Origin of the sequence: Janibacter massiliensis (assembly GCF_900289115.1) — a bacterium.
GTDB classification, from domain to species: domain Bacteria; phylum Actinomycetota; class Actinomycetes; order Actinomycetales; family Dermatophilaceae; genus Janibacter_A; species Janibacter_A massiliensis.
Genome location: NZ_LT985196.1, coordinates 1,521,971 through 1,544,096, shown reverse-complemented (window position 1 = coordinate 1,544,096; position 22,126 = coordinate 1,521,971). Strand labels below are relative to the sequence as shown.

24 protein-coding genes are annotated in these 22,126 nt (G+C 73.0%); 12 read left to right on the top strand and 12 right to left on the bottom strand.

All coding sequences use genetic code 11. The annotated features are described in order from the left end of the window. Positions 1–3: 3 nt before the first annotated feature. A complete protein-coding gene (locus DAA34_RS07575; protein ID WP_106818305.1) occupies positions 4–864 on the top strand; it encodes a DNA-formamidopyrimidine glycosylase family protein in 861 nt (286 codons plus the stop codon). A gap of 148 nt (positions 865–1,012) precedes the next feature. On the opposite strand, the gene DAA34_RS07570 is transcribed toward DAA34_RS07575, so the two are convergent. From DAA34_RS07570 to rimO, 4 genes are read right to left on the bottom strand one after another with little or no spacing between them, the layout of a single operon-like run. Beyond that, on the bottom strand, positions 1,013–1,309 hold the full coding sequence (locus DAA34_RS07570; protein ID WP_106818304.1) for a helix-turn-helix domain-containing protein: 297 nt from the start codon (positions 1,307–1,309) through the stop codon (positions 1,013–1,015). After that, positions 1,306–1,851 carry a CinA family protein gene (locus DAA34_RS07565; RefSeq protein WP_106818303.1) on the bottom strand — a complete coding sequence of 182 codons (546 nt, stop codon included), beginning with the start codon at positions 1,849–1,851 and terminating at the stop codon, positions 1,306–1,308. Before DAA34_RS07565 ends, DAA34_RS07570 begins: the two co-directional genes overlap by 4 nt. Next, complete coding sequence (pgsA, locus tag DAA34_RS07560; RefSeq protein WP_106818302.1) at positions 1,848–2,501, bottom strand: CDP-diacylglycerol--glycerol-3-phosphate 3-phosphatidyltransferase; 654 nt, start codon at positions 2,499–2,501, stop codon at positions 1,848–1,850. The genes DAA34_RS07565 and pgsA overlap by 4 nt, the downstream gene beginning before the upstream one ends. A gap of 11 nt (positions 2,502–2,512) precedes the next feature. Next, a complete protein-coding gene (gene rimO / locus DAA34_RS07555; protein WP_106818301.1) occupies positions 2,513–3,958 on the bottom strand; it encodes a 30S ribosomal protein S12 methylthiotransferase RimO in 1,446 nt (481 codons plus the stop codon). 39 nt (positions 3,959–3,997) lie between these two features. Here rimO and DAA34_RS07550 point away from each other — a divergent pair, with 39 nt between their 5' ends. Then, positions 3,998–4,498, top strand: a complete 501-nt coding sequence (locus tag DAA34_RS07550) for a prepilin peptidase (protein ID WP_158707672.1) — start codon at positions 3,998–4,000, stop codon at positions 4,496–4,498. Between the two features lie 22 nt (positions 4,499–4,520). Beyond that, positions 4,521–5,528 carry a MauE/DoxX family redox-associated membrane protein gene (locus DAA34_RS07545; RefSeq protein WP_158707671.1) on the top strand — a complete coding sequence of 336 codons (1,008 nt, stop codon included), beginning with the start codon at positions 4,521–4,523 and terminating at the stop codon, positions 5,526–5,528. Here DAA34_RS07545 and DAA34_RS07540 read toward each other — a convergent pair. Further along, entirely contained in the window at positions 5,512–8,301 is a 2,790-nt protein-coding gene (locus tag DAA34_RS07540; RefSeq protein WP_106818298.1) for an FtsK/SpoIIIE family DNA translocase, read from the bottom strand. The two genes, DAA34_RS07545 and DAA34_RS07540, sit on opposite strands and share 17 nt — an antisense overlap. A 93-nt stretch (positions 8,302–8,394) precedes the next feature. Here DAA34_RS07540 and DAA34_RS07535 point away from each other — a divergent pair, with 93 nt between their 5' ends. Continuing rightward, positions 8,395–8,757, top strand: coding sequence for an aminotransferase class V-fold PLP-dependent enzyme (locus DAA34_RS07535; protein ID WP_158707670.1), 363 nt, complete (start codon positions 8,395–8,397; stop codon positions 8,755–8,757). 27 nt (positions 8,758–8,784) lie between these two features. Here DAA34_RS07535 and DAA34_RS12135 read toward each other — a convergent pair whose 3' ends face one another. From DAA34_RS12135 to dapA, 3 genes are all read right to left on the bottom strand, one after another. Next, on the bottom strand, positions 8,785–9,510 hold the full coding sequence (locus DAA34_RS12135) for a hypothetical protein (protein ID WP_158707669.1): 726 nt from the start codon (positions 9,508–9,510) through the stop codon (positions 8,785–8,787). Between the two features lie 191 nt (positions 9,511–9,701). Then, positions 9,702–11,387, bottom strand: a complete 1,686-nt coding sequence (locus DAA34_RS07520) for a ribonuclease J (protein ID WP_106818294.1) — start codon at positions 11,385–11,387, stop codon at positions 9,702–9,704. Then, a complete protein-coding gene (gene dapA / locus DAA34_RS07515; protein WP_106818293.1) occupies positions 11,384–12,292 on the bottom strand; it encodes a 4-hydroxy-tetrahydrodipicolinate synthase in 909 nt (302 codons plus the stop codon). The genes DAA34_RS07520 and dapA overlap by 4 nt, the downstream gene beginning before the upstream one ends. 62 nt (positions 12,293–12,354) lie before the next feature. On the opposite strand from dapA, the gene DAA34_RS07510 reads away from it, so the two are divergent. Together DAA34_RS07510 and DAA34_RS07505 are read left to right on the top strand one after the other, a co-directional pair. Continuing rightward, the gene (locus DAA34_RS07510) at positions 12,355–13,146 is read left to right on the top strand and encodes a thymidylate synthase (protein ID WP_106818292.1); all 792 of its coding nucleotides are present in this window, start codon (positions 12,355–12,357) and stop codon (positions 13,144–13,146) included. Positions 13,147–13,156: 10 nt separating this feature from the next. Next, positions 13,157–13,636 carry a dihydrofolate reductase gene (locus DAA34_RS07505; protein WP_199847438.1) on the top strand — a complete coding sequence of 160 codons (480 nt, stop codon included), beginning with the start codon at positions 13,157–13,159 and terminating at the stop codon, positions 13,634–13,636. A 9-nt stretch (positions 13,637–13,645) separates the two neighbouring features. Here DAA34_RS07505 and DAA34_RS07500 read toward each other — a convergent pair whose 3' ends face one another. After that, positions 13,646–14,383, bottom strand: a complete 738-nt coding sequence (locus DAA34_RS07500; protein WP_158707668.1) for a ferredoxin--NADP reductase — start codon at positions 14,381–14,383, stop codon at positions 13,646–13,648. Positions 14,384–14,432: 49 nt separating this feature from the next. Between DAA34_RS07500 and DAA34_RS07495 the strand changes: the two genes are divergently transcribed. Genes DAA34_RS07495 through DAA34_RS07480 form a run of 4 tightly spaced genes read left to right on the top strand, consistent with a single transcriptional unit; the run spans position 14,433 to position 16,760 of the window. Next, positions 14,433–15,173 carry an enoyl-CoA hydratase-related protein gene (locus DAA34_RS07495; protein ID WP_234354160.1) on the top strand — a complete coding sequence of 247 codons (741 nt, stop codon included), beginning with the start codon at positions 14,433–14,435 and terminating at the stop codon, positions 15,171–15,173. After that, positions 15,170–15,721: a GNAT family N-acetyltransferase gene (locus DAA34_RS07490; protein WP_106818290.1), complete on the top strand. Its 552-nt coding sequence runs from the start codon at positions 15,170–15,172 to the stop codon at positions 15,719–15,721. The genes DAA34_RS07495 and DAA34_RS07490 overlap by 4 nt, the downstream gene beginning before the upstream one ends. Beyond that, a complete protein-coding gene (locus DAA34_RS07485) occupies positions 15,718–16,449 on the top strand; it encodes an AzlC family ABC transporter permease (protein ID WP_106818289.1) in 732 nt (243 codons plus the stop codon). Before DAA34_RS07490 ends, DAA34_RS07485 begins: the two co-directional genes overlap by 4 nt. After that, positions 16,446–16,760, top strand: a complete 315-nt coding sequence (locus tag DAA34_RS07480) for an AzlD domain-containing protein (protein WP_106818288.1) — start codon at positions 16,446–16,448, stop codon at positions 16,758–16,760. The genes DAA34_RS07485 and DAA34_RS07480 overlap by 4 nt, the downstream gene beginning before the upstream one ends. Before the next feature lies 1 nt (position 16,761). On the opposite strand, the gene dapB is transcribed toward DAA34_RS07480, so the two are convergent. After that, the gene (gene dapB, locus DAA34_RS07475) at positions 16,762–17,502 is read right to left on the bottom strand and encodes a 4-hydroxy-tetrahydrodipicolinate reductase (RefSeq protein WP_106818287.1); all 741 of its coding nucleotides are present in this window, start codon (positions 17,500–17,502) and stop codon (positions 16,762–16,764) included. Between the two features lie 37 nt (positions 17,503–17,539). Between dapB and DAA34_RS07470 the strand changes: the two genes are divergently transcribed. Then, on the top strand, positions 17,540–18,085 hold the full coding sequence (locus tag DAA34_RS07470; protein ID WP_158707667.1) for a hypothetical protein: 546 nt from the start codon (positions 17,540–17,542) through the stop codon (positions 18,083–18,085). A gap of 84 nt (positions 18,086–18,169) precedes the next feature. Here DAA34_RS07470 and DAA34_RS07465 read toward each other — a convergent pair whose 3' ends face one another. Beyond that, positions 18,170–20,599 carry a polyribonucleotide nucleotidyltransferase gene (locus DAA34_RS07465; RefSeq protein ID WP_106818285.1) on the bottom strand — a complete coding sequence of 810 codons (2,430 nt, stop codon included), beginning with the start codon at positions 20,597–20,599 and terminating at the stop codon, positions 18,170–18,172. A gap of 184 nt (positions 20,600–20,783) precedes the next feature. Then, positions 20,784–21,053, bottom strand: a complete 270-nt coding sequence (gene rpsO / locus DAA34_RS07460) for a 30S ribosomal protein S15 (RefSeq protein WP_106818284.1) — start codon at positions 21,051–21,053, stop codon at positions 20,784–20,786. Between the two features lie 242 nt (positions 21,054–21,295). Here rpsO and DAA34_RS07455 point away from each other — a divergent pair, with 242 nt between their 5' ends. Continuing rightward, complete coding sequence (locus DAA34_RS07455) at positions 21,296–22,123, top strand: universal stress protein (protein WP_106818283.1); 828 nt, start codon at positions 21,296–21,298, stop codon at positions 22,121–22,123. Positions 22,124–22,126 lie beyond the last annotated feature (3 nt).

The window sequence follows — 22,126 nt, the reverse complement described above, 5'->3', positions numbered from 1 at the left end:
CCCGTGCCCGAGGGTGACACCGTCCGCCGCACCGCGAACCGGCTCCACGCCGCGCTCGCCGGTGCGCGCGTCGAGCGTGCCGAGCTGCGGTGGGGCGAGCGGGACGCCTCACCGATGCTCGGATCGACCACCACCGAGGTCGTGAGCCGGGGCAAGCACCTGCTGCACCGCACGGATACCGGCTGGACCCTCCACACCCACCTTCGGATGGAGGGGCAGTGGCGGATCGCTGCCCCCGGGTCGCCCGAGTCCGCCGGTCGATCGCGGGACGTCCGGGCGCTCGTGGCCACGGAGGCGTGGACCGCGCTCGGCCTTCGGCTCGGGGTTGCCGAGCTGCTGCGGACCGCGGACGAGGACACCGTCGTCGGGCATCTGGGTCCGGACGTGCTCGATCCCGCCTTCGACGCCGTCGGGATCGCCGCGACGCTGCGCTGGGACACCCGCCCCGTGGCGGAGGCTCTCCTCGACCAGCGGGTGGTGGCCGGGATCGGCACGTTCTGGGCGAGCGAGGGGCTGTTCGTCGAGCGGCTCTTCCCCTGGCGCCCGGCCAACGACGTGCCGGCGGAGGACCTCGCCCGGGTGCTCGAGCGCATCCACCGGCTCATGACCGTCGCCGTCGGTCATGCGATCCAGAGCAGCACGGGAATCCGCCGCCTCGGCCAGAACGCCTACGTGCATGCGCGGTCGGGGAGGCCCTGCCGTCGGTGCGGCACGACGGTGCGGGTCGCGATGGTCGGCACCGCCCCGCGCGAGCGGACGATCTTCTCCTGCCCGGCGTGCCAGGGCGGCCTGGCCCCGACGGACGACGGGCGACCGCAGCGGCCGCTCGGCAGCGGTCCGAGCAGCGGGGCCCGTCGCTACTGACCGCCCGCTACCGATCGTGCGCGATCGGCCCACTTCTCCTGATCGCGGTGTCACCCCTGGCCGACATCTGCGCGTGATCTGGTGCAGGTGCGCGCGATATTCGGCGCGCAGATGTCAGTCGCGCGCGCAATTGCGGGGGAGGCGGAGGTCAGGCGGCGGTGCGGACGTTCTTCCGGTCCACCGGGAGCGGGACGGGTGCTGCCGCGAGCTCGGCGCGACGGATCCGACCCGCCACGTCGATCAGGAGCGTCGGAAGCGGCACGTCGAGCGCTCGGCAGACGGAGGCGAGCAGCTCCGAGGACGCCTCCTTCTCGCCGCGCTCGATCTCGCTGAGGTACCCGAGCGAGACCCGGGCCGCGGCGGAGACGTCACGCAGGGTCCGCCCCTGCTCTTGCCGGTGGGCGCGGAGGGACTCACCGATCTCGGTCCGCAGCAGAACGGTCATGGGTGCCCTCCTTCCGGTCGACGTGACCCCTCAACGGTACCCCTTGGCCCTGACGGCGCCGCGGCGCGGGCCGCCTGGGCGAGCAGGACGAGCACGCGCCGCACCGTCTCGGCGCGGATCTCCTCCCGGGAGCCGTCGAGGTCGAGGACGAGCGACCGCCCGCCGCCGGCACCGGCCAGCGCGATGTGCACCCTCCCGACCGGCGCCGCTCCCTGCGGATCGGGGCCGGCGACCCCGGTCGTGGCGAGCCCGACGTCGGCGCCCAGGGCGTGCGCGACCCCGGCGGCCATCTGCCGCGCGACCTCGGCGTCGACCGGGCCGCGCTCTGCGAGCAGGTCCGCATCGACCCCGAGCACCGAGGCCTTGAGGTCCGTCGCGTAGGCGACGACCCCGCCGCGGACGACGGCCGACGCACCGGGGACGGTGGTGAGCGCACCGACGACGAGGCCACCGGTCAGCGACTCGGCGACCGCCACGGTCAGCCCCGTCGGCTGCAGCGCCGCGATCGCCGAGCGCGCCTCGCTCTCCCCGGGGAGGGTCATCGCCGGGCCTCGGCACGTCGGGCGCGCTCGGCCGCCGTGCGGGCACTGGTGCGGCGGAGCGCGAGCGCGTCCCGGACGTACTCGATCCCCGTGAGGACGGTGAGCACGACCGCTGCCCCGAGCACGACGTACGCGACGGCGAGGACGACGCCCCCACCCGGCAGGGTCGACAGGGGCGCGGTGAGCAGCCCGAGCGAGAGCGCCTGGAGCACCGTCTTCAGCTTGCCGCCGCGACCGGCCGGCATCACTCCGTGGCGGATGACCCAGAACCGCATGAGGGTGATCCCCCACTCACGGACGAGCACGATGATCGTCGCCCACCACGGGATGACCCCGAGAACCGACAGCCCGATGAACCCCATGCCCGAGAGGGCCTTGTCGGCGATCGGATCGGCGATCTTGCCGACGTTCGTCACCAGCCCGCGGCTGCGGGCGAGGTCACCGTCGATCTTGTCGGTGACCATCGCGGCCGCGAAGAGCACGAAGGCGCCCCAGCGGTGCGTGGTGCTCTCCCCGCCATGGGTGAGCAGGAGCCACCCGTAGAAGGGCACGGCGACGATCCGCAGGAGGGTGAGGGCGTTGGGCAGGTTCCACGGGCTCGGCTCCCCGTGGGCCGGCCCCTCCGGCGTGGGGATCTCCGGATCGGTCACCCGGGGGCTGCTCACCGCGGCACCGCCACGAGGTCGACTCCCTCGGACCCGACGACGCGGGCGTCGACGAGGTCCCCGCGCGAGGGTGGGGGCGCCCCGGCGGGCAGCTCGAGCAGGGTCACGCCGTCGATCTCGGGTCCCTGCTCCGCCGTGCGACCGACGACCTCTTCCTCGTCGACCTCCTCGACGAGGACTCGCACCTGGTCACCGATCCGGTCCGCGGCCCGCTGGGCGGTGAGCTCCTCCACGAGGTCGGTGATCCGCGCGACGCGCTCGTCGATGACGACCTGATCGACCTTCCCGTCGAGCACCATGCCCTCGGTGCCGTCCTCGTCGGAGTACCCGAAGACGCCGACGACGTCGAGACGCGCCGCCTCGAGGAAGCCGGCGAGCTCGTCGACGTCGGCCTCGCTCTCCCCCGGGAAGCCGAGAATGACGTTGCTGCGGATGCCCGCCTCCGGGCGCAGGGCACGGACCCGCTCGATGAGATCGAGGAAGGACTCGGTGTCCCCGAAGCGGCGCATGCGGCGCAGCAGCGGGCCCGCCGCGTGCTGGAACGAGATGTCGAACCACGGGACGACACCGGGCGTCGTCGCGATGGCCTCGAGCAGGCCGGGGCGGATCTCCGCGGGCTGGAGGTAGGAGACCCGCACCCGCTCGATCCCGTCGATCGCGGCGAGCTCGGGCAGGAGCTTCTCGAGCAGACCGAGGTCGCCGAGGTCCTTGCCATAGCTCGTGGAGTTCTCGCTCACGAGGAAGAGCTCCTTGACCCCCTCGTCCGCCAGCCACCGCGCCTCGGCGACGACGTCCGTCGGCCGGCGGGAGACGAACGAGCCGCGAAAGGCGGGGATGGCGCAGAAGGCGCACCGCCGGTCGCAGCCCGAGGCGATCTTCAGCGGGGCCCACGGGCGGTCGTCGAGGCGTCGGCGGGGCGCGGCGTGGCCCGGCACGGACACCTCCCCCGCGGCCTCGGGGCGGGCAGCCGGGGTGAGCGGGAGCAGCGTGCGCCGGTCGGCCGGGACGTGCGCCGCCGGACGGTGGCCCTGCAGGACCGAGCGGAGCGTCGTCGCCATGTCCGCGTACCCGTCGAAGCCGACGATCGCGTCCGCCTCCGGCAACGCGTCGGCGAGCTCGGAGCCGTACCGCTCGGCCATGCAGCCGGTCGCGACGACCGCCTTCGTCCGGCCCCCGTCCTTGAGCTGCGCGGCCTCGAGGAGGGTGTCGATCGAGTCCTTCTTCGCCTGCTCGATGAACCCGCACGTGTTGACGACCGCGACGTCGGCCTCCTGTGCGTCCGCCACGAGGTCCCACCCCCCGTCGGCCAGGCGCCCGGCGAGCTCCTCGGAGTCGACCTCGTTGCGGGTGCAGCCGAGGGTGACGATCGCGACGGTCGGTCGTGCCGCGCCCGTCGGTGGCGCGTGGGTCGTCACCGGGGTCGGCGAGGGGCTGGTCGACATGGGCCCCAGCGTAGGCGGGCCAGACCTAGACTCCCGGGCGTGCCGGTCCTCGACGCGCTCCTCCACCCCTCGGTGTGGGGGCTGCTCGCGACCGCGGGCTACCTCGTCCTCGCCGTGGCGACCGTCCCACTCGTCGCGATCGACCTTCGCGAGCACCGCCTGCCGAACGCGATCACCTATCGCCTGCTCCCCGCGATGCTCGTCCTCCTCGCGACCGCGGCCGCCCTCGGCGGGGGCTCCGACCGGCTCCTGAGGGCGGTCCTCGCCGGCCTCGTCCTGCTCCTTGCCTACGGGGTACCCGCGTTCGTCCTCGGCGGCGCCGGGATCGGCATGGGCGACGCGAAGCTCGCTCCCTCCCTCGGACTCGCGCTCGGCTGGCTCTCGTGGGGTCATGTCCTGCGCGGCACGCTCTACGCGTTCCTCCTCGGCGGCCTCGTCGCGATCGTCCTCGTGGCCACCCGTCGGGTGGGCCGCAAGGACCCGATCCCCTTCGGCCCGTTCCTCCTCGTCGGCGCGTGGTCAGCGATCCTCCTCACGTGACGACTCTGCGATCCTCACCCTCATGACCCCGGCTCTCGTCCTTGCTCCGCTGGCCATCGCTGGCGTCCTGCTCGTCAGCGCCGTCGCCAAGCTCCGCGCCCCGGCCGCCACCCGATCGGCCTTCTCCCAGCTGCGGTTGCCGCGCTGGCTCGAGCGGATCGGCGCGCCTCGGATCCTGCCGTGGGGCGAGCTCGTCCTCGCGCTCGCGCTGCTGCTCCTGCCGGGGTGGGCGGGGGTGGCCGCAGCCGCGGCAGTGTTCGTCCTCATGCTCGTCTACCTCGCGGTCATCGTCCGAGCCCTCGGCTTCGACCACCCGGTGACGTGCGGGTGCTTCGGCCAGCTCGGGATGGGGACGGTGACCCGCCGCACCGCGTGGCGCAACGCGGCGCTCGTCGTCGTCGCGGGTCTGGCCCTCTGGCTGTCCGTCGCCGGCTCCAGCCCGCTTCAGCGGGTGCTCGACGGTGGCTGGAGCAGCGCGTGGTGGGTCGTGGGCGCCGCGGCCGTCGCTCTGCTCACCCGTCTGGTCCTCGACGCACCCGGCGCCGCCCCGAGCCGGCCGATCGAACCGGCCCGGTCCGCGGTGGCCCCGCCCCGGGTCGACGAGGACGATCTCGACTACGTGCGGGAACCGATCCCTCACGGCGTGCTCGTCGACGAGGACGGGACGTTCGTCGCCCTGCGTCAGCTGCCGCTTGCTGCCGCGCAGCTGCTCGTCATGGTCAACCCCGGGTGCGGTCCGTGCGGGCAGGTTGCCACCCGGGTGCCGACCTGGGTCGAGCAGCTCGGGCCCGTCGAGCTCAAGATCGTCGTCACGACACCCGTTGCGGACGCGGTCGAGCGCCATCCCGAGCTCGCCGGGCGGACCCTTCGCGACCCTCAGGGGCAGGTCACCGCTGGCTTCCGCATCGCCGCGCCGGGCGCGGTCCTGCTCGGGGCCGACGGACTTCTCGCGGGCGGCCCCGTCGTCGGGCTGAGCGAGGTCGAGGAGTTCGTCGCCGACATCGTCGAGGCGGTCAGTCCCGGCCCGTGAGGGCCCAGGCGTCCTCGGACTCGTCGTCGTCGTCGACGGGGATGTCGGTCCCGATCGGGTCGACGGCGTACCGACCGCCGGTCGGGACCTCGCGGGTGTCCCCGTCGCCATCCCCATCAGCCTCGTCCGCCGCCGCTGCACCGTCCGGCTCCGCCGGGGTCGGGACGTCCTCGCCGCGCAGGAGGGCGAGGGTGGTGGGTAGGTCGTCGGGGCGGACGAGCACGTCGCGCGCCTTGGAGCCCTCGGACGGACCGACGACGCCGCGGGACTCGAGCAGGTCCATGAGCCGCCCCGCCTTGGCGAAGCCGACCCGCAGCTTGCGCTGGAGCATCGAGGTCGACCCGAACTGGCTGGTGACGATGAGCTCCGTCGCCTGGAGCAGCAGGTCGAGGTCGTCGCCGATGTCCTCGTCGATCTCCTTCTTCGGGGCCTCGACGGCGACGTCCTCGCGATAGGTCGGCTTCAGCTGGGCGGTCACGTGGGTGACGACCTCGTGGACCTCCGACTCGGTGACCCACGCGCCCTGGACGCGCATGGGCTTGCTCGCCCCCATCGGCAGGAACAGGGCGTCGCCCTGGCCGAGGAGCTTCTCGGCCCCCGGCTGGTCGAGGACGACGCGGCTGTCCGCGAGCGAGGACGTCGCGAACGCCATCCGGCTCGGGACGTTGGCCTTGATGAGGCCGGTGACGACGTCGACCGAGGGCCGCTGCGTCGCAAGCACGAGGTGGATGCCGGCGGCCCGGGCGAGCTGGGTGATGCGGACGATCGACTCCTCGACGTCCCGGGGCGCGACCATCATGAGGTCGGCGAGCTCGTCGACGATGACCAGCAGGTAGGGGTAGGGCTGGATCGTCCGCTCCGACCCCGGCAGCGGCTCGACCTTGCCCGCCCGCACGGCCTTGTTGAAGTCGTCGACGTGGCGGTAGCCGAACTGGGCCAGGTCGTCGTAGCGCGTGTCCATCTCGCGCACGACCCACTGCAGGGCCTCGGCGGCCTTCTTCGGGCTGGTGATGATCGGCGTGATGAGGTGCGGGATGCCCTCGTAGGCCGTGAGCTCGACGCGCTTGGGGTCGACGAGGATCATGCGCACCTCGTCGGGGGTCGAGCGCATGAGGATCGAGGTGATCATCGAGTTGACGAAGCTCGACTTGCCCGAGCCCGTCGCCCCGGCGACGAGCAGGTGCGGCATCTTCGCGAGGTTGGCGATGACGTAGCCGCCCTCGACGTCCTTGCCGACGCCCATGACCATGGGGTGCTCGTTGTTCCGCGCGACGGCGCTGCGCAGGACGTCCCCGAGGCAGACCATCTCCTTGTCCGCGTTGGGGATCTCGATGCCGATGGCAGACTTGCCGGGGATCGGGCTGAGGATCCGCACGTCGGCCGATGCGACGGCGTACGCGATGTTCTTGCTCAGCGCCGTGACCCGCTCGACCTTGACGCCGGGCCCGAGCTCGACGACGTACCGGGTCACCGTCGGGCCGCGTTGGAACCCGGTGACGTGCGCGTCGATGCCGAACTCGTCGAGCACCCCCGTGAGGGCCTCGACGACGCGGTCGTTGGCCTCGGAGCGCTCCTTGTGCGGGGCGCCCGGCTTGAGCGCGGAGCTGTCCGGGAGCGTGTACGTCACGTCGCCGGCGAGGGCGAGCTGCTCGACGCGCTGGGGCAGCTGGGTGGTGGGCGGGGGTTCCAGGACGGTCGTGTCGTCGGCTACCGACTCGCGCTTCGTCGCCGCGGTGGCGCCCGGGGCGAGCACGCCCGGTGCGGTCGGCCGCTTCTCCCCCGGGCGCGGGCCCTTCTTCCGCGTGCCCGCCGCCGTCGCGCCCGGCGGGACGGGGGTCTCCCCGACCGCGTCGCGGTCGACCTCGGCCGCCTGGTCGTAGGCGACGTCGCCGGTCCGGTCCTGCTCGGCCTGCTCGGACATCTCGGCGGCCCGCCGCGCGCGGCGCCGGGCCGCCGTGACCGCCGCGGACGGCGCCTCCTGCGGCTCGTCCTCCCCGGCGCCCGGGCGGCTGGCCCGGTGACCCGCCGCGGAGGCGACGAGCGCGGGGACCCGGTGCAACGGCGTCCCGGACAGGACGAGGGCGCCGAAGAGGAGCAGCAGGATCAGGAGCGCGACGGCCCCACCGGAACCGAGCGCCGTGGCCAGCGGATCGGCGGCGAGGAAGCCGATGATCCCGCCGGCGTCGCGCATCGGGCCCGAGCCGTCCGGCGGCTGAGGGATCCCCTTGGCGACGTGCGTCAGGCCGCAGACCGCGAACGCGAGGATCGCGGCGCCGATGCGCAGGCGAGACCCCTGCTCGGTCTCGTCGGGCGACCGCAAGAGGTGCAGCCCGAAGGCGAGGAGGGCGATCGGGAGGGCGTAGGCGACGCGCCCGAAGGTCCCGGCGGCGACGACGTGGACGAGGTCCCCGAAGAACCCGGGCAGGCCCCACCACTCGCGCATGGCGACAACGAGTGCCAGTGCGACGAGGAAGAGACCGGCCCCGTCCCGGCGATGCTCGGGCGGCAGGTCGTGGGCGTCGTTGCCGATCCTGCGGATGCCGGAGCCGGTCGCGTGGGCGACGCCGAGCCACGCTCCCTGGATCGCCCGAACCGGCAGCGGAGCGGCGCCGCCGCCGGAAGGCTTCTTCCGGTTGGCGGCGCTCACCGGCTTCTTGCGGGTGGCGGGACGGGTGGAGGCGCCGGTCGAGCGACGCGCGCTCGCACCGGAACCACGGGCGGACGCGCGGGCACCTTGCTTCGGGCGCGCGGTGCTCGACGAACGGCTGGCCATGGCGCGAGCCTAGGTGATCGTCACACCGTTCACTCGGACCACACGCGCACCGGTCTTCGTCTACGACTCGGACCATCACCCGACCTTCCTGCCGTGGGCGCAGGGCCAGGTGCGCCGGCGGCTCGGCGGCTGTCGATCTTCGGGCCGACGCACGAGCGCGCCCCGGTCGTGTCCTTCACCGTCGACGGGTGGCAGGCCGAGGGCGTCTCGCGGGTGCTCTCCGAGGACTACGGCATCGGGGTGCGGGATGGGAAGTTCTGCGCGCACATCTTTGTCGACGCCCTGCTCGCGCGGTCAACTCGTCGCTGCGGTGCGGGAGCTCGCGAGCCGGACGTGACGTCGATGAGGGACGGGTCCGTCGTGCCGGAAACCATGGGGACGGTCCGGTGGTACGGGCCCGTCCCCGAGGTCTGCGACCGGTTCTGGGTCGCCCGGTCGCAGTCACAGACTGGCTGAAGGTCAGGCTCTCGGGGGGCCGCAAGCTCAGGGGCAGGCGTTGTACGTCACCCTGAAATTGGTGAGGTAGATGCCCTGGTCACCGTCGATATCAGGGCTCGACGAATCTTGCTGGTTCCAGTAGTGCAGCTGGAAGGACGTGACCTCCGGGAAGGTCACAGTGACGTTTCCCCAATTGGAGGTAGCGTCGTCTAGGGCTTGGACGACCTTCCCCCGCCAAGGGTTGCCGACCGACCCGTCGCCCTGGAGGTAGGTCGAGTCGGCGAGCACACCGGAGTAGGACGCCCCGCTGATGGCCACGGCGTCGACGAAGTCGCGGGTCGCCGAGTCGATGTCCGTGATGGTGAAGGAGAGGTTCTGCACCGACTCGCTGAAGGTGAAGGTCGTGATCGACTTGTTGGCGTTCGTGCGGGTGGAGGTCTTTGAACTGTCGACCTTCGGCGACTGGTGCAGGCTCAGGCCCCGGGAGGTCGTCCCCCCGACCGTACCGGTGGTGACATCGAGATTGCGGTTGCAGTTGCAGCTATTCGGCTTCGACCTTCCATTGAAGTTTTGGCTGCCGAGTTGCGTGTTACTGCCGAGGAATGTGTTCTGGACAGTCAAGGTCAGGGGCTGCAGCGAGCCAGAAGAACCATCCGGATCCGCCGTCGTGTAGGTCCCACCGGTGGCGCTCGTTCGCGTGTATTGAGGAGTGCCCCAGTCGATCGTCGTGGTGACGAAGCAGCGGGGCGACGTCGCGTAAGCGGGCGCCATCCCTACCGCGAGTATCGTCGGGGTCGCCCACGCCGCGCCCTTGGCGATAGATCGTCGCGACACACCCGTGGACGCAGTCAACTCTCGGCCCTCCCGACCAGCGGACTCCTCGCCGCTCTCGCACGCCGAGCCGTTCTGGCTAGGCGGCAACACCGTATCTCACGCGCGCCAGTCGTAGCGATACAGGGGGATCAGGCCTCGATGACGACCGGGATGATCATCGGGCGGCGCCGGATCTTCCCGCCCATCCAGCCTCCCACCGCCCGCCGTACGGCCTGCTGGAGCTGGTGCTGGTCGCCGACACCCTTCGCGGCGGCCTCGGCGAGCGCCTCGAGGATCCGCGGGCGGACCTGCTCGAAGATCTCCTCGCCCTCGGCGACGCCGCGCGCCGTGATGTGCGGGCCTGCGACGATCGAGCCGGTCGAGGAGTCGACGACGACGATGACGGAGACGAAGCCCTCGTCGCGCAGGATGCGGCGGTCCTTGAGCAGGTCCTCGTCCGCCTCCCCGACGTTCGAGCCGTCGACGTAGACGTACCCGCACGGCACCGCGCCCGCGACCCGCGCCACCCCGTCGACGAGGTCGACGACGACCCCGTCCTCGGCGAGGACGACCCGGTCCGCGGGGACGCCGGTGGCGATCGCGAGATCGGCGTTGGCGACGAGGTGCCGCCACTCGCCGTGCACCGGCATGACGTTGCGCGGCCGGACGATGTTGTAGCAGTAGAGGAGCTCGCCGGCGCTGGCGTGGCCCGAGACGTGCACCTTGGCGTTGCCCTTGTGGACGACCTCGGCACCGAGTCGCATGAGCCCGTTGATGACGCGGTACACGGCGTGCTCGTTGCCGGGGATGAGCGAGCTCGCGAGCAGGACGGTGTCCCCCTGGCCGACGTCGATCCGGTGGTCGCGGTTGGCCATCCGGGACAGCGCGGCCATCGGCTCGCCCTGGCTGCCGGTGCAGATGAGGACGACCTCGTCGTCGGGCAGGGTGTCGAGCTTCTTCACGTCGACGAGCACACGGTCCGGCACCCGCAGGTACCCCAGGTCGGCGGCGATCCCCATGTTGCGGACCATCGACCGACCGACCATCGCGACCTTGCGCCCGCTGCGCTCGGCGGCGTCCAGGACCTGCTGGACCCGGTGGACGTGGCTGGAGAAGCAGGCGACGATGATTCGCCGCTCGGCGGCGCGGAAGACCGCGTCGATCGCCGCCTGGATGTCCTTCTCCGGCGCGGTGAACCCCGGCACCTCCGCGTTCGTCGAGTCCGTGAGGAAGAGGTCGACCCCCTCCTCACCGACCCGCGCGAAGGCCCGCAGGTCGGTGATCCGACCGTCGAGCGGCAGCTGGTCCATCTTGAAGTCGCCGGTGTGCAGCAGCGTGCCGGCCGGGGTGCGGACGAAGACGGCGAGCGCATCGGGGATCGAGTGGTTGACGGCGATGAACTCGCAGTCGAAGACACCCAGCCGCTCCCGGTCGCCCTCACGGACCGCGAGGGTGTACGGCGTGATCCGGTGCTCCTTGAGCTTCGCCTCGACGAGCGCGAGGGTCAGCTGCGACCCGACGAGCGGGATGTCGGGCTTGAGGCGCAGGAGGTAGGGCACCGCACCGATGTGGTCCTCGTGACCGTGGGTGAGGACGATCGCCTGGATGTCCTCGAGCCGGTCCTCGATCGCGGAGAAGTCGGGGAGGATGAGGTCGACACCGGGCTGGCTGTCGTCGGGGAAGAGGACGCCGCAGTCGATGACGAGCAGCTGCCCGTCGTGCTCGACGACCGCCATGTTGCGCCCGACCTCCCCCAGACCGCCGAGCGGGATGACGCGCAGCCCGCCGGCGGGCAGGGCGGGCGGCAGGGGCAGCTCGGGGTGCGGGTGGCTCACGCGAGACCCACCACCGCGAGGCCGGCCCGGACCCGCGCGAGCTCGGCTTCCTCGGACTCGACGAGCGGGAGGCGGACCGCCGCGTGGTCGATGACGCCGAGCTCGACGAGCGCAGCCTTCGCGGTGATCGCGCCCTGCGAGGTCGTCATGATCGCGTCGACGAGGGGCGCGAGCCGGCGGTGGATCGCCCGCGCGGCCGCAAGGTCGCCGCGGTCGGTGGCCTCGAGCATCTCGCGGTACTCCCGGCCCGCGACGTGCCCGACGACGCTGACGACGCCGACGGCGCCGATCGCGAGGTAGGGCAGGTTGAGCTCGTCGGCACCGGAGTAGAAGAGGAGGTCCGTGCGGTTCATCACCTCGGTCGCCGCCATGAGATCGCCCTTGGCGTCCTTGACCGCGACGATCCGGGGGTGCTCGGCGAGCGCGACGAGGGTCTCCGTCGCGAACGGGATGCCCGTCCGGCCGGGGATGTCGTAGAGCATGACCGGCAGCGCCGTCGTGTCGGCGACCGCGCGGCAGTGGGCGAGCAGCCCGCGCTGCGTCGGCTTGTTGTAGTACGGCGAGACGAGCAGCAGCGCGTCGGCGCCGACCGCCGCCGCCCGGCCGGCCATCGAGACCGCGTGCGCCGTGTTGTTCGAGCCCACGCCCGCGACGACCTTCGCCCGACCGGCGGCCGTCGCGACGACGCGCTCGACGACGGCGATGCTCTCGTCGCTGCTGAGGGTGGCCGACTCCCCCGTCGTCCCGTTGACGACGATGCCGTCGTGGCCGGTCGCCACGAGGTGCTCGACGACCGCGTCGACGCCGTCGAGGTCCACCTCGCCGCCCGGGAGCATCGGGGTGACCATGGCCGTGAGCACGCGCCCGAACGGCGGTTGTGCGGGGGCTGCGGAGGGCTGGGACATGGCCGACAGGCTATCCCGGGCGGTCCGGCGCTCCGCGGAGGCGCTCGGATAGCGTGCGGGGGGTGCGCGCCTACCTCGACCTGCTCGACCACGTCCTCACCCACGGCGTCGACAAGGACGACCGGACCGGCACCGGGACCCGCAGCGTCTTCGGCCACCAGATGCGGTTCGACCTCGCCGACGGGTTCCCGGTCCTCACGACGAAGCGGCTGCACCTGCGCTCGATCATCGGCGAGCTCCTGTGGTTCCTGCGGGGCGACACGAACGTCGCGTGGCTGCACGAGCGGGGCATCACGATCTGGGACGAGTGGGCCGACGAGAACGGGGATCTCGGCCCCGTCTACGGGCACCAGTGGCGGTCCTGGCCGACCCCTGACGGGCGCTCCGTCGACCAGATCGCGAAGGTCGTCGACTCGATCCGGACGAACCCCGACAGCCGGCGCCACGTCGTCTCGGCGTGGAACGTCGCGGACGTCGACGACATGGCCCTGCCGCCGTGCCACGCGCTCTTCCAGTTCTACGTCGCGCAGGGGCGCTTGTCCTGCCAGCTGTACCAGCGCAGCGCGGACGTCTTCCTCGGCGTGCCCTTCAACATCGCCAGCTACGCGCTGCTGACGATGATGATCGCCCAGCAGACCGACCTCGAGCCCGGCGAGCTCGTCCACACCCTCGGCGACGCGCACCTCTACCGCAACCACCTCGACCAGGCACGGCTCCAGCTGACCCGCGAGCCGAAGCCGCTGCCGACGATGCGGATCACCCGGCAGGACTCGATCGACGCCTACGAGCTCGAGCACTTCGAGCTCGTCGGGTACGAGGCCGACCCGACCATCCGCGCCCCGATCGCGGTCTGAGGGGGCCGCCGTGGGAGCCGTGCCCGGCCAGGAGCTCGTCGTCCTCGCCGCCGTCGGACGGAACGGGGCGATCGGCCGGGACGGCGGGCTCATCTGGCACCTGCCGGGTGATCTGCCCCGGGTCAAGCAACTGACGACCGGCCACACGCTCGTCATGGGACGGAAGACGTTCGACTCCATCGGTCGGCCGCTGCCCGACCGGCGCTCGGTCGTCGTCACCCGCTCGCCCGGCTGGTCCCACCCCGGCGTCGAGGTCGCGCACTCCCTGCCGGACGCGCTCGGGATCGCCGGCGCGGGGACGGTCTTCCTCTTCGGCGGCGGCGAGATCTACGCCCAGGGCCTGGAGTGGGCCGACCGGATGGAGCTGACCCAGGTCGACGACGCCCCCGAGGCGGACGCGTTCTTCCCCCCGTGGGACCGGGGCGAGTGGGAGGAGACCCGCCGCGAGGAGCACGAGGGGTTCGCCTACGTCAGCTACGTCCGACGCTGACACGCCCGGTCAGTCGGGGTGGCCGCCGTGGAAGACCTCTGAGAGCACCGGGCCGTCGGCGGCCGCCTCGACGACACGGACGAGGCCCTCGGGCCCGGCGACGAGCACCGGACCACCACGGAGGCGGTCCCCGAGGAGCCGCCGCAGCGACTGCTCCGTCGGCCACCCGTGCACCGCCGTGCGGACCGGCAGGAGCTCGACGCTGCCCGCGTGGGCCTCCGCGAGGGCGGCCAGCTCTCCGGCGAACATCGCGCGCTCGTCGTCCCGGGCGACGTGCACGACCGTGAGCCGCCCGTCGCGGCCGGTCTCCACCCACTCCCCCGCGATCGCGACGACGGGGGTGATCCCGCTGCCGCCCCCGATGGCGAGCACCGGGCCCCGCGCCCGTGGCGTCAGGACGAGGTCGCCCAGGGGCGGGAGCACGTCGACGTCGGTGCCGGGAGCCCACCGGGCGACGAGCGGGGAGACCTGCCCGCCGGGGACGACCGTCACGCCGATCCGGATGCGCCCGGTGGCTCGCGCCGCGGACGGCGCCGTCGCGATCGAGTAGGACCGCGAGGCCGGCCCGCCCGGGGTGTCGACACGGACCGTGAGGTACTGCCCGGCGTCGTACCGGATGAAGGCATCCCGGGCCTCCTCGGGGACGTCCAAGGTGACGATGACGAGATCCGGGCCTGCGGACTCGACCCCAGAGACGACGAGTCGGTGCCAGCGCGGCCGGCGCGGGGTCGGGGCGAGGAGGGGCACACCACCACGCTGCCATGACCGGCCGGCGCCATCCCCGTAGGGTGCGGTCGTGGCCATCACGCTCGAGACCGACCTGCCCGACCACCCCCGCGTCGCACTCGTGACGATCGACCGCCAGGAGCGGCGCAACGCCATCGACCACACCTCGCTCGAGGAGCTGGACGCCGCGGTCGCCGAGGCCGTCGACGGCGGCGCCCGCGCTCTCGTCTTCACCGGCGCCGGCGGTCACTTCTGCGCCGGAGCGGACCTCAAGGAGCTCGAGGACGTCGCGTTCACCCGCCGCCTGGCCGAGGTCCTCGCGAGCCTCTCGACCGTCCCGTTGACGACGATCGCGGCGATCTCCGGGTCGTGCATGGGCCTGGGCATGCAGCTGGCCGTCGCGTGCGACCTGCGGGTCGTGGAGGACGGCGCGCGGTTCGCGGTGCCCGTGGCGAAGCTCGGCCTCATGGTCGACCACTGGACGATCGATCGGGTCGCGCGCTTCTTCGGCGAGGGCGCGGCACGCCACATGGCCCTCACCGCCGCGGTCCTCGACGCCGACGACGCGTGGCGGCTCGGATTCGCCCAGGTCCGCGGCGGGCTCGACGACGCGCTCGCGCTCGCCGACCGGGCCGTCCCGCTCGCCCCGCTGAGCCAGGCCGGGTCCAAGATCGGCTTCGACACCCCGGCAGGCTCCCCGGAGGTCGCCCGGTACGAGGAGGCCTTCGCGCGGGCCTGGGCCAGCGAGGACCTCGTCGAGGGGCGTCGGGCCTTCACCGAGCGCCGCGCGCCGGAGTTCCGCGGGCGATGACCAAGCCCCTGCCCGTCGACGGCGGGGTCCGTCGGGCCCGCCCGAGCGACGCACCCGCCGTCGGCCTCGTCCAGGCCGAGGTGTTCCGGGACGCCTACGCCGACGTCCTGCCGGCCGAGGTCGTCGCCACCTTCGAGCCGCAGGCCTTCGCCGCGACGTGGCGTCGGTCGCTCGAGTCCCCGCCCGCGGGGGTGTGGACCCTGCTCGTCGCGACCGCCGGCACCCAGGTCGCCGGCACCGCCTCGGTCGGCCCGAGCCAGGACCCCGACGCCGACCCGCTCGCCGCCGAGCTCCACCTGCTCGCCGTCCACCCGCAGGCGCGTCGGATGGGTCACGGTTCGCGCCTGCTCAACGCCGCGGTCGACGTGCTCGGCGAGGCCGGGGCGACGTCCTTGGCCGCCTGGGTCCTCACGACCCAGGACGAGCTGCGCGCCTTCCTCCAGGCCGCCGGCTTCGCGCCGGACGGCGCCCACCGCGAGCGGGTGGTCTCGCCGGACGGGACGACCGCGCGCGAGGTCCGCCTGGTCGTCGCGATCGAGGGTCGGTGAGCGACCCCGGCGCCACGGCGACCGGGCTGCGCGCGATCCGCGGCCAGGCCCTCTCGGTCGGCCTGGCGACCGGGTCGTACGGCCTCTCCTTCGGCGCCCTCGCCGTCACGGCCGGCCTGTCGGTCCCGCAGGCGATGGCGCTGTCCCTCCTGCTGTTCTCGGGTGGGTCGCAGTTCGCCGTCGTCAACGTCCTCGGCGCCGGCGGCTCGGGGGCCGCAGCGGTCGCGACGTCGACGATGCTCGGCGTACGCAACGGGCTGTACGGCATCGAGGTGGCCCGGTTCCTGCGCGCCTCGGGTGCGCGCCGGCTGCTCGGCGCTCACCTGACGATCGACGAGTCGACGGCCGTCGGGCTCGGACAGCCGACGCCGACCGCGATGCGCGCCGGGTTCTGGTGGACCGGGGCGTCGGTCTTCGTGCTGTGGAACCTCACGACGGTCGTGGGCGCGCTCGTCGGCGAACGGATGGGCGACCCGACCCGGTGGGGCCTCGACGCCGCCGCGGGAGCCGCCTTCCTCGCGCTGCTGTGGTCGCGCCTGCACCACGCCCGCGCCCTCGTCACCGCGGTCGCCGCCGTCGTCCTCGCCCTCGCGTTCTCGCCGGTCGTCCCCGCCGGGGTGCCGGTGCTCCTGTCCGTCGTGGCCGCGCTCGTCGTCGGCCTCGTCCGGCCGGACGACCCCGACGACACGCCCGTCGAGCAGCGCAGCGGGCCGGGGGCGCCGGCATGACGACGTGGGCCACCGTCCTCGTGGCGAGCGTGGCGTCCTTCGTCGTCAAGCTCCTGGGCCACGTCGTGCCCGAGCGCTGGGTGGCCGGCCGGGGGACCCGAGCCGTCTCCGGGCTGCTCCCGGTGGCGCTGCTCTCCGCGCTCGTCGCGACCCAGATGCTCGTCGGGCCGGGCGGCGCGGTCGTGCTCGACGCCCGGGTCGCCGGTCTGATGACCGCGGTCGTCCTGCTGTGGCGCGGGGCGGGGTTCGTCCCCGTCGTCGTCGGGGCCGCGGCCGTCACCGCCCTGCTGCGTCTCGCCGGGGTCGCCTGACTCAGAGGTCGAGGACGTGCTCCAGGCCGACCGTGAGGCCCGGACGGGACGCGACAGCGCGGACGCCCGCGAGCACCCCCGGCATGAACGACGCGCGGTCGAAGGAGTCGTGGCGGATCGTCAGCGCCTCGCCCTCGGCGCCGAGGAGGACCTCCTGGTGGGCGACGAGGCCGCGCAGCCGCACGGCATGGACCGGGATACCCTCGATCCGGGCACCCCGGGCGCCGTGCGGGTCGTGGGTCGTCGCGTCGGGCATCTCTCCGAGGCCCGCCTCGGCGCGCGCGAGGGCGATCCCCTCCGCGGTCCGGACCGCGGTCCCGCTCGGCGCGTCGACCTTGTCCGGGTGGTGCAGCTCGACGATCTCGACGGACTCGTAGAACCGCGCGGCCTCCCGGGCGAACCGCATGAGGAGGATCGCGCCGACGGAGAAGTTGGGGGCGATGAGCACCCCGACGCCCTCGTGGCCCGCGAGCACCGTCTCGAGCTCGGCGAGCCGCTCCGGCGTCCACCCCGTGGTACCGACGACGGCGTGCACGCCCTGCTCGACGCAGTGCCGGACGTTGGCCGGCGACGCGGACGGGACCGTCAGCTCGACGGCGACGTCCGCGCCACCGAGATCACCGAGGTCGTCGCCGTCGTCGAACCGCCCGACCAGCTCGAGGCCGTCCGCGGCCTCCACCGCCTGGCACGCCTGCGACCCCATGCGCCCCGAGGCGCCGATCACCGCCACTGCTGTCGTCATCCCGTCAGCGTAACGAGGTGCCGCTAGCCTGCGACCCGTGTCCCCGGCCTCTCCCGCCCGCCCGCCGCGCCGTTCCTCGGCCCGGACGGTCCTCGCAGTCGTGATCACCCTCGGGACGCTCACCGCGGGACTCGTCCTCGGCGCGGGCGCGCTGCGTCTGTGGGAGGACTACCTCGCGGGCGACCCCAGCGCGCCGTCGGGCACGATCTGCGCGAACGACTGCCCGCCCGAGCTCGTCTCGACCGTCGCGTCGGGCGCCCGGCTCACCCTGCCGCCCGGCACGACGGTGCAGGCCTACGCCGCTCCACGCGGGGCGGACGAGGGTTTCACCGCCCGTCTCCTGCTCCCCCGCGGGAGCGCCTCGCCCGTGCTCGGGTCCGACGCGGAGGAGACGTACTCGACGCATCCGGACGGGTACGAGGGCGACGACGACGCGATCGACGTCCGTCGCCTCAAGGACGAGGGACTCAGGGGCGTGCGGGGCTGGGACGGCGGGCCTGTCGACGGGCGCGTCTACGCCCTCGCCGAGGGGGTGGACCGCGCCGGGAACCGCGTCGTCCTCGTCGACGTCCACCCCGCCTGACCCACCACGGTCGAGGATCCCCCGGGAACGGGCGAGCGCCCCGGACCGCGGGGGTCCGGGGCGCTCGTCGTGCCGACCCGAGGGTCAGGCCTGGGCGTCCTCGGAGGACGCGGCCGCGCCGTCCTCGTGCGCCTCGACGAGGGCCTCGGCGTCGCTGCCGCCCTGGGCGCCCTCGCCACCGCGGCCACCGCGACGGCGGCGACGGTTGCGACCGCCGGACCGCTCCTCGCGGCCCTCGTCGGAGCGGCGCTCGTCGTCCGCGTGGTCCGAGCCGGAGTCCGCCGACCCTGCGTCGGCCGAACCCGCGGCCGCCGCCTGCTGCTCCTCGGTGAGGACGGCCGCGAGGCTGAGCTTGCCGCGCGGGTCGATCTCCTTGAGCTCGACCTGGACCTTCTGGCCGACGCCGAGGACGTCCTCGACGGCGTCGATCCGCTTGCCGCCGACGAGCTTGCGCACCTCCGAGATGTGCAGCAGGCCGTCCTTGCCCGGCATGAGCGAGACGAAGGCCCCGAACGTCGTCGTCTTGACGACGGTGCCGAGGAAGCGCTCCCCGACCTCCGGCATCTGCGGGTTGGCGATCGCGTTGATCGCTGCCCGCGCGGCCTCGGCGGAGGGACCGTCGGTCGCGCCGATGAACACGGTGCCGTCGTCCTCGATGGAGATGTCGGCGCCCGTGTCGTCCTGGATCTGGTTGATCATCTTGCCCTTCGGGCCGATGACCTCACCGATCTTGTCGACCGGGACCTGGACGGTGATGATCCGCGGCGCGGTGTCCGCCATCTCGTCCGGGGCGTCGATCGCCTCGTTCATCACGTCGAGGATGTGCAGCCGCGCGTCACGCGCCTGGGTGAGCGCGCCGGCGAGGACCGACGCGGGGATCCCGTCGAGCTTCGTGTCGAGCTGGATGGCCGTGACGAACTCGCGCGTCCCGGCGACCTTGAAGTCCATGTCGCCGAACGCGTCCTCGGCGCCGAGGATGTCGGTGAGCGCCGCATATCGGGCCTCGCCGTCGACCTCGTCGGAGACCAGACCCATCGCGATGCCGGCGACCGGCGCCCGCAGCGGGACACCGGCGTTGAGCAGCGACAGGGTGCTCGCGCAGACCGAGCCCATCGACGTCGAGCCGTTGGAACCGAGCGCCTCGGAGACCTGACGGATCGCGTAGGGGAACTCCTCGCGCGGCGGGAGCACGGGCATGAGGGCCCGCTCGGCGAGCGCGCCGTGGCCGATCTCGCGACGCTTCGGCGAGCCGACGCGCCCGGTCTCACCCGTGGAGAACGGCGGGAAGTTGTAGTTGTGCATGTAGCGCTTGCGCGTGACGGGCGACAGCGAGTCGATCTGCTGCTCCATCTTGAGCATGTTCAGCGTCGTGACACCCATGATCTGGGTCTCGCCGCGCTCGAACAGCGCCGAGCCGTGGACGCGCGGGAGGACGTCGACCTCGGCACCGAGCGCACGGATGTCCGCGAGACCGCGGCCGTCGATGCGCACCTGGTCGCGCAGGATCCGCTGGCGCACCAGCTTCTTCTGGACGGACCGGAAGGCGGCCGAGACCTCCTTCTCGCGGCCCTCGAGCTGGCCACCCTCGGCGCACAGCTCGGCCTTGAGCGAGTCCTTGATCTCGTCGAGGCGGTCCTCGCGCTCCTGCTTGCCGGCGATCTGCAGCGCAGCGGCGAGCGGCTCGCTGGCCTTCGCCTCGACGGCCGCGAACGCGTCCTCCTCGTAGTCGAGGAAGAGCGGGAACTCCTCGACGGGCTTGGCGGCCTTGCTCGCGAGCTCGGCCTGCGCCTCGCACAGCGCGCGGATGAACGGCTTGGCGGCCTCGAGGCCCTCGGCGACGACCTCCTCGGTCGGCGCCTGCTTGCCCTGGTTCTTCACCAGGTCCCAGGTGGCCTCGGTCGACTCGGCCTCGACCATCATGATCGCGACGTCGTCGCCGACGATGCGACCGGCGACGACCATGTCGAAGGTCGACTTCTCGATGTCGCTGAAGTTGGGGAACGCGACCCACTGGCCGTCGATGAGCGAGACCCGCACGCCGCCGATCGGGCCGGAGAAGGGCAGGCCGGAGATCTGGGTCGAGGCGCTCGCGGCGTTGATCGCGAGGACGTCGTACTGGTGGTCGGGGTGGATCGCCAGGACGGTGATGACGACCTGGACCTCGTTGCGCAGGCCCTTGACGAACGACGGCCGCAGCGGCCGGTCGATGAGGCGGCAGGTGAGGATCGCGTCCGTGCCGGGTCGGCCCTCGCGCCGGAAGAAGCTGCCCGGGATGCGACCCGCGGCGTACATCCGCTCCTCGACGTCGACGGTCAGGGGGAAGAAGTCGAACTGGTCCTTGGGGTTCTTCCCCGCGGTGGTGGTCGACAGCAGCATGGTCTCGCCGTCGAGGTAGGCGCTCACGGCGCCGCCGGCCTGCTTGGCCAGGCGTCCCGTCTCGAATCGGACGGTGCGGGTGCCGTGCTGACCGTTGTCGATGACGGCCTCGGCGCTGATGATCTCTGGACCCTCCATGGGCCCTCCTTCTGTCTTCTCTACGAACCGGACGCATCGTCGTTGTGCGCCGGTCTCCTTCGGTGGTGCAGGACCACCCTGTCAGGTGATCCGGGTGCGGGTCGTGGACCCGCGGGGCACGGCGTGCCCCGGTACGCCGGCGGGGCGGCTCCCATGGAGGGAACCGCCCCGTCGGCGTACTGGTTCAGCGGCGCAGGCCGAGTCGCTTGATCAGCGAGCGGTAGCGTTCGATGTCGGTCGTCTCGAGGTAGCGCAGGAGGCGGCGACGGCGACCGACGAGCAGGAGCAGACCCCGGCGGCTGTGGTGGTCGTGCTTGTGCTCGCGGGCGTGCTCGGTGAGGTCCTTGATGCGCTGGGTCAGGAGCGCGATCTGCACCTCCGGGGAGCCGGTGTCGCCCTCGCCCGTGCCGTACTCGGCCATGATCTGCTTCTTGACGTCAGTGGTCAGCGGCATGCTGGGGTCACTGCTCCTCTTCTGGATCTCGTTGCGCGGCGCTCCCGGGCTGGTTCACCGGGGCTCTCTGTGTCCGCGGCCGATCGAACGGCAGTGGTCCACGATACCGGCCGGAACCGCCCCGGCCTAATCGCGGAGGCGAATCGGACACGACCCCCCCGATCGTCGGACCGCCCGCCTAGGCTCGGGGTGACCCGTCGGGGACCGGTCGGCGGGCAGGAACGTAGGGAGAGGCACGACCCATGAGCGAAGGCCCCATCGTCGTCGGATCTGACGGCTCGCCCGACGCGCAGCGCGCCGTCGACTGGGCACTGACCTGGGCCCGCGAGGTCGACGCGCCGGTGAGCGTCGTCGTCGCCGAGCCGGTGCCGCCGGGCCGCAAGCCGGACGCCGACGGTCTGGGCGAGAAGGCTCGGGCGGTCCTGGCGCACGAGCTGGAGCGGATCTCCGCGGCGTTCCCCGACGTCGAGATCGACGGTCGGGTCGAGATCCACCACCCCGTCACCGCACTCGTCGCGGCGAGCAAGGAGGCCCGGGCCGTCGTCGTGGGCACGCGGGGCACCGGCGGCTGGCGGGGCACCCTGGTCGGGAGCGTCTCGGGGAACGTCGCCGCGAGCGCGCACGCACCCACCGTGGTCGTCCCGACCCGGGCCTCCGCGTCGTTCGACCCGCACGGCCGGGTCGTCGTCGGTCTCGACGGCTCGGACGCCTCCCGATCGGCGGCCGCCCTCGCCGTGAGCGCCGCGGCCACCGAGGGCCGGGCCGTGCGTCTGGTCCAGGCCGACGTCGGCGGCACCTCGCCGGCCGAGCCGCTGGAAGACGTGGTCGCCGAGCTGTGCACCGCCCACCCCGGGGCCGAGGTCGAGCTCGTCACCGTCGAGGGGGACGCCGCCGAGGCGCTCACGGCGCAGTCGCAGGAGGCGGGTCTGCTCGTCGTGGCCAGCCAAGGACACCGGGGCGTGCCCGGGTTCCTCCTCGGCTCGACGACGCGCGCGCTCGTCCAGTCCGCGATGTGCCCCGTCGTCGTGCTCACCGCCCAGTCGGAGCGCCTCTGGCCCGTCGTCGGCTGAGCC

Bases quoted from the DNA above. Each gene is read 5' to 3' on its own strand.
- DAA34_RS07570 (WP_106818304.1), bottom strand. From the start codon at position 1,309: ATGACCGTTCTGCTGCGGACCGAGATCGGTGAGTCCCTCCGCGCCCAC.
- DAA34_RS07565 (WP_106818303.1), bottom strand. From the start codon at position 1,851: ATGACCCTCCCCGGGGAGAGCGAGGCGCGCTCGGCGATCGCGGCGCTG.
- rimO (WP_106818301.1), bottom strand. From the start codon at position 3,958: ATGTCGACCAGCCCCTCGCCGACCCCGGTGACGACCCACGCGCCACCG.
- DAA34_RS07545 (WP_158707671.1), top strand. From the start codon at position 4,521: ATGACCCCGGCTCTCGTCCTTGCTCCGCTGGCCATCGCTGGCGTCCTG.
- DAA34_RS07540 (WP_106818298.1), bottom strand. From the start codon at position 8,301: ATGGCCAGCCGTTCGTCGAGCACCGCGCGCCCGAAGCAAGGTGCCCGC.
- DAA34_RS12135 (WP_158707669.1), bottom strand. From the start codon at position 9,510: ATGGCGCCCGCTTACGCGACGTCGCCCCGCTGCTTCGTCACCACGACG.
- dapA (WP_106818293.1), bottom strand. From the start codon at position 12,292: ATGTCCCAGCCCTCCGCAGCCCCCGCACAACCGCCGTTCGGGCGCGTG.
- DAA34_RS07490 (WP_106818290.1), top strand. From the start codon at position 15,170: ATGACCAAGCCCCTGCCCGTCGACGGCGGGGTCCGTCGGGCCCGCCCG.
- DAA34_RS07480 (WP_106818288.1), top strand. From the start codon at position 16,446: ATGACGACGTGGGCCACCGTCCTCGTGGCGAGCGTGGCGTCCTTCGTC.
- dapB (WP_106818287.1), bottom strand. From the start codon at position 17,502: ATGACGACAGCAGTGGCGGTGATCGGCGCCTCGGGGCGCATGGGGTCG.
- DAA34_RS07465 (WP_106818285.1), bottom strand. From the start codon at position 20,599: ATGGAGGGTCCAGAGATCATCAGCGCCGAGGCCGTCATCGACAACGGT.
- rpsO (WP_106818284.1), bottom strand. From the start codon at position 21,053: ATGCCGCTGACCACTGACGTCAAGAAGCAGATCATGGCCGAGTACGGC.
- DAA34_RS07455 (WP_106818283.1), top strand. From the start codon at position 21,296: ATGAGCGAAGGCCCCATCGTCGTCGGATCTGACGGCTCGCCCGACGCG.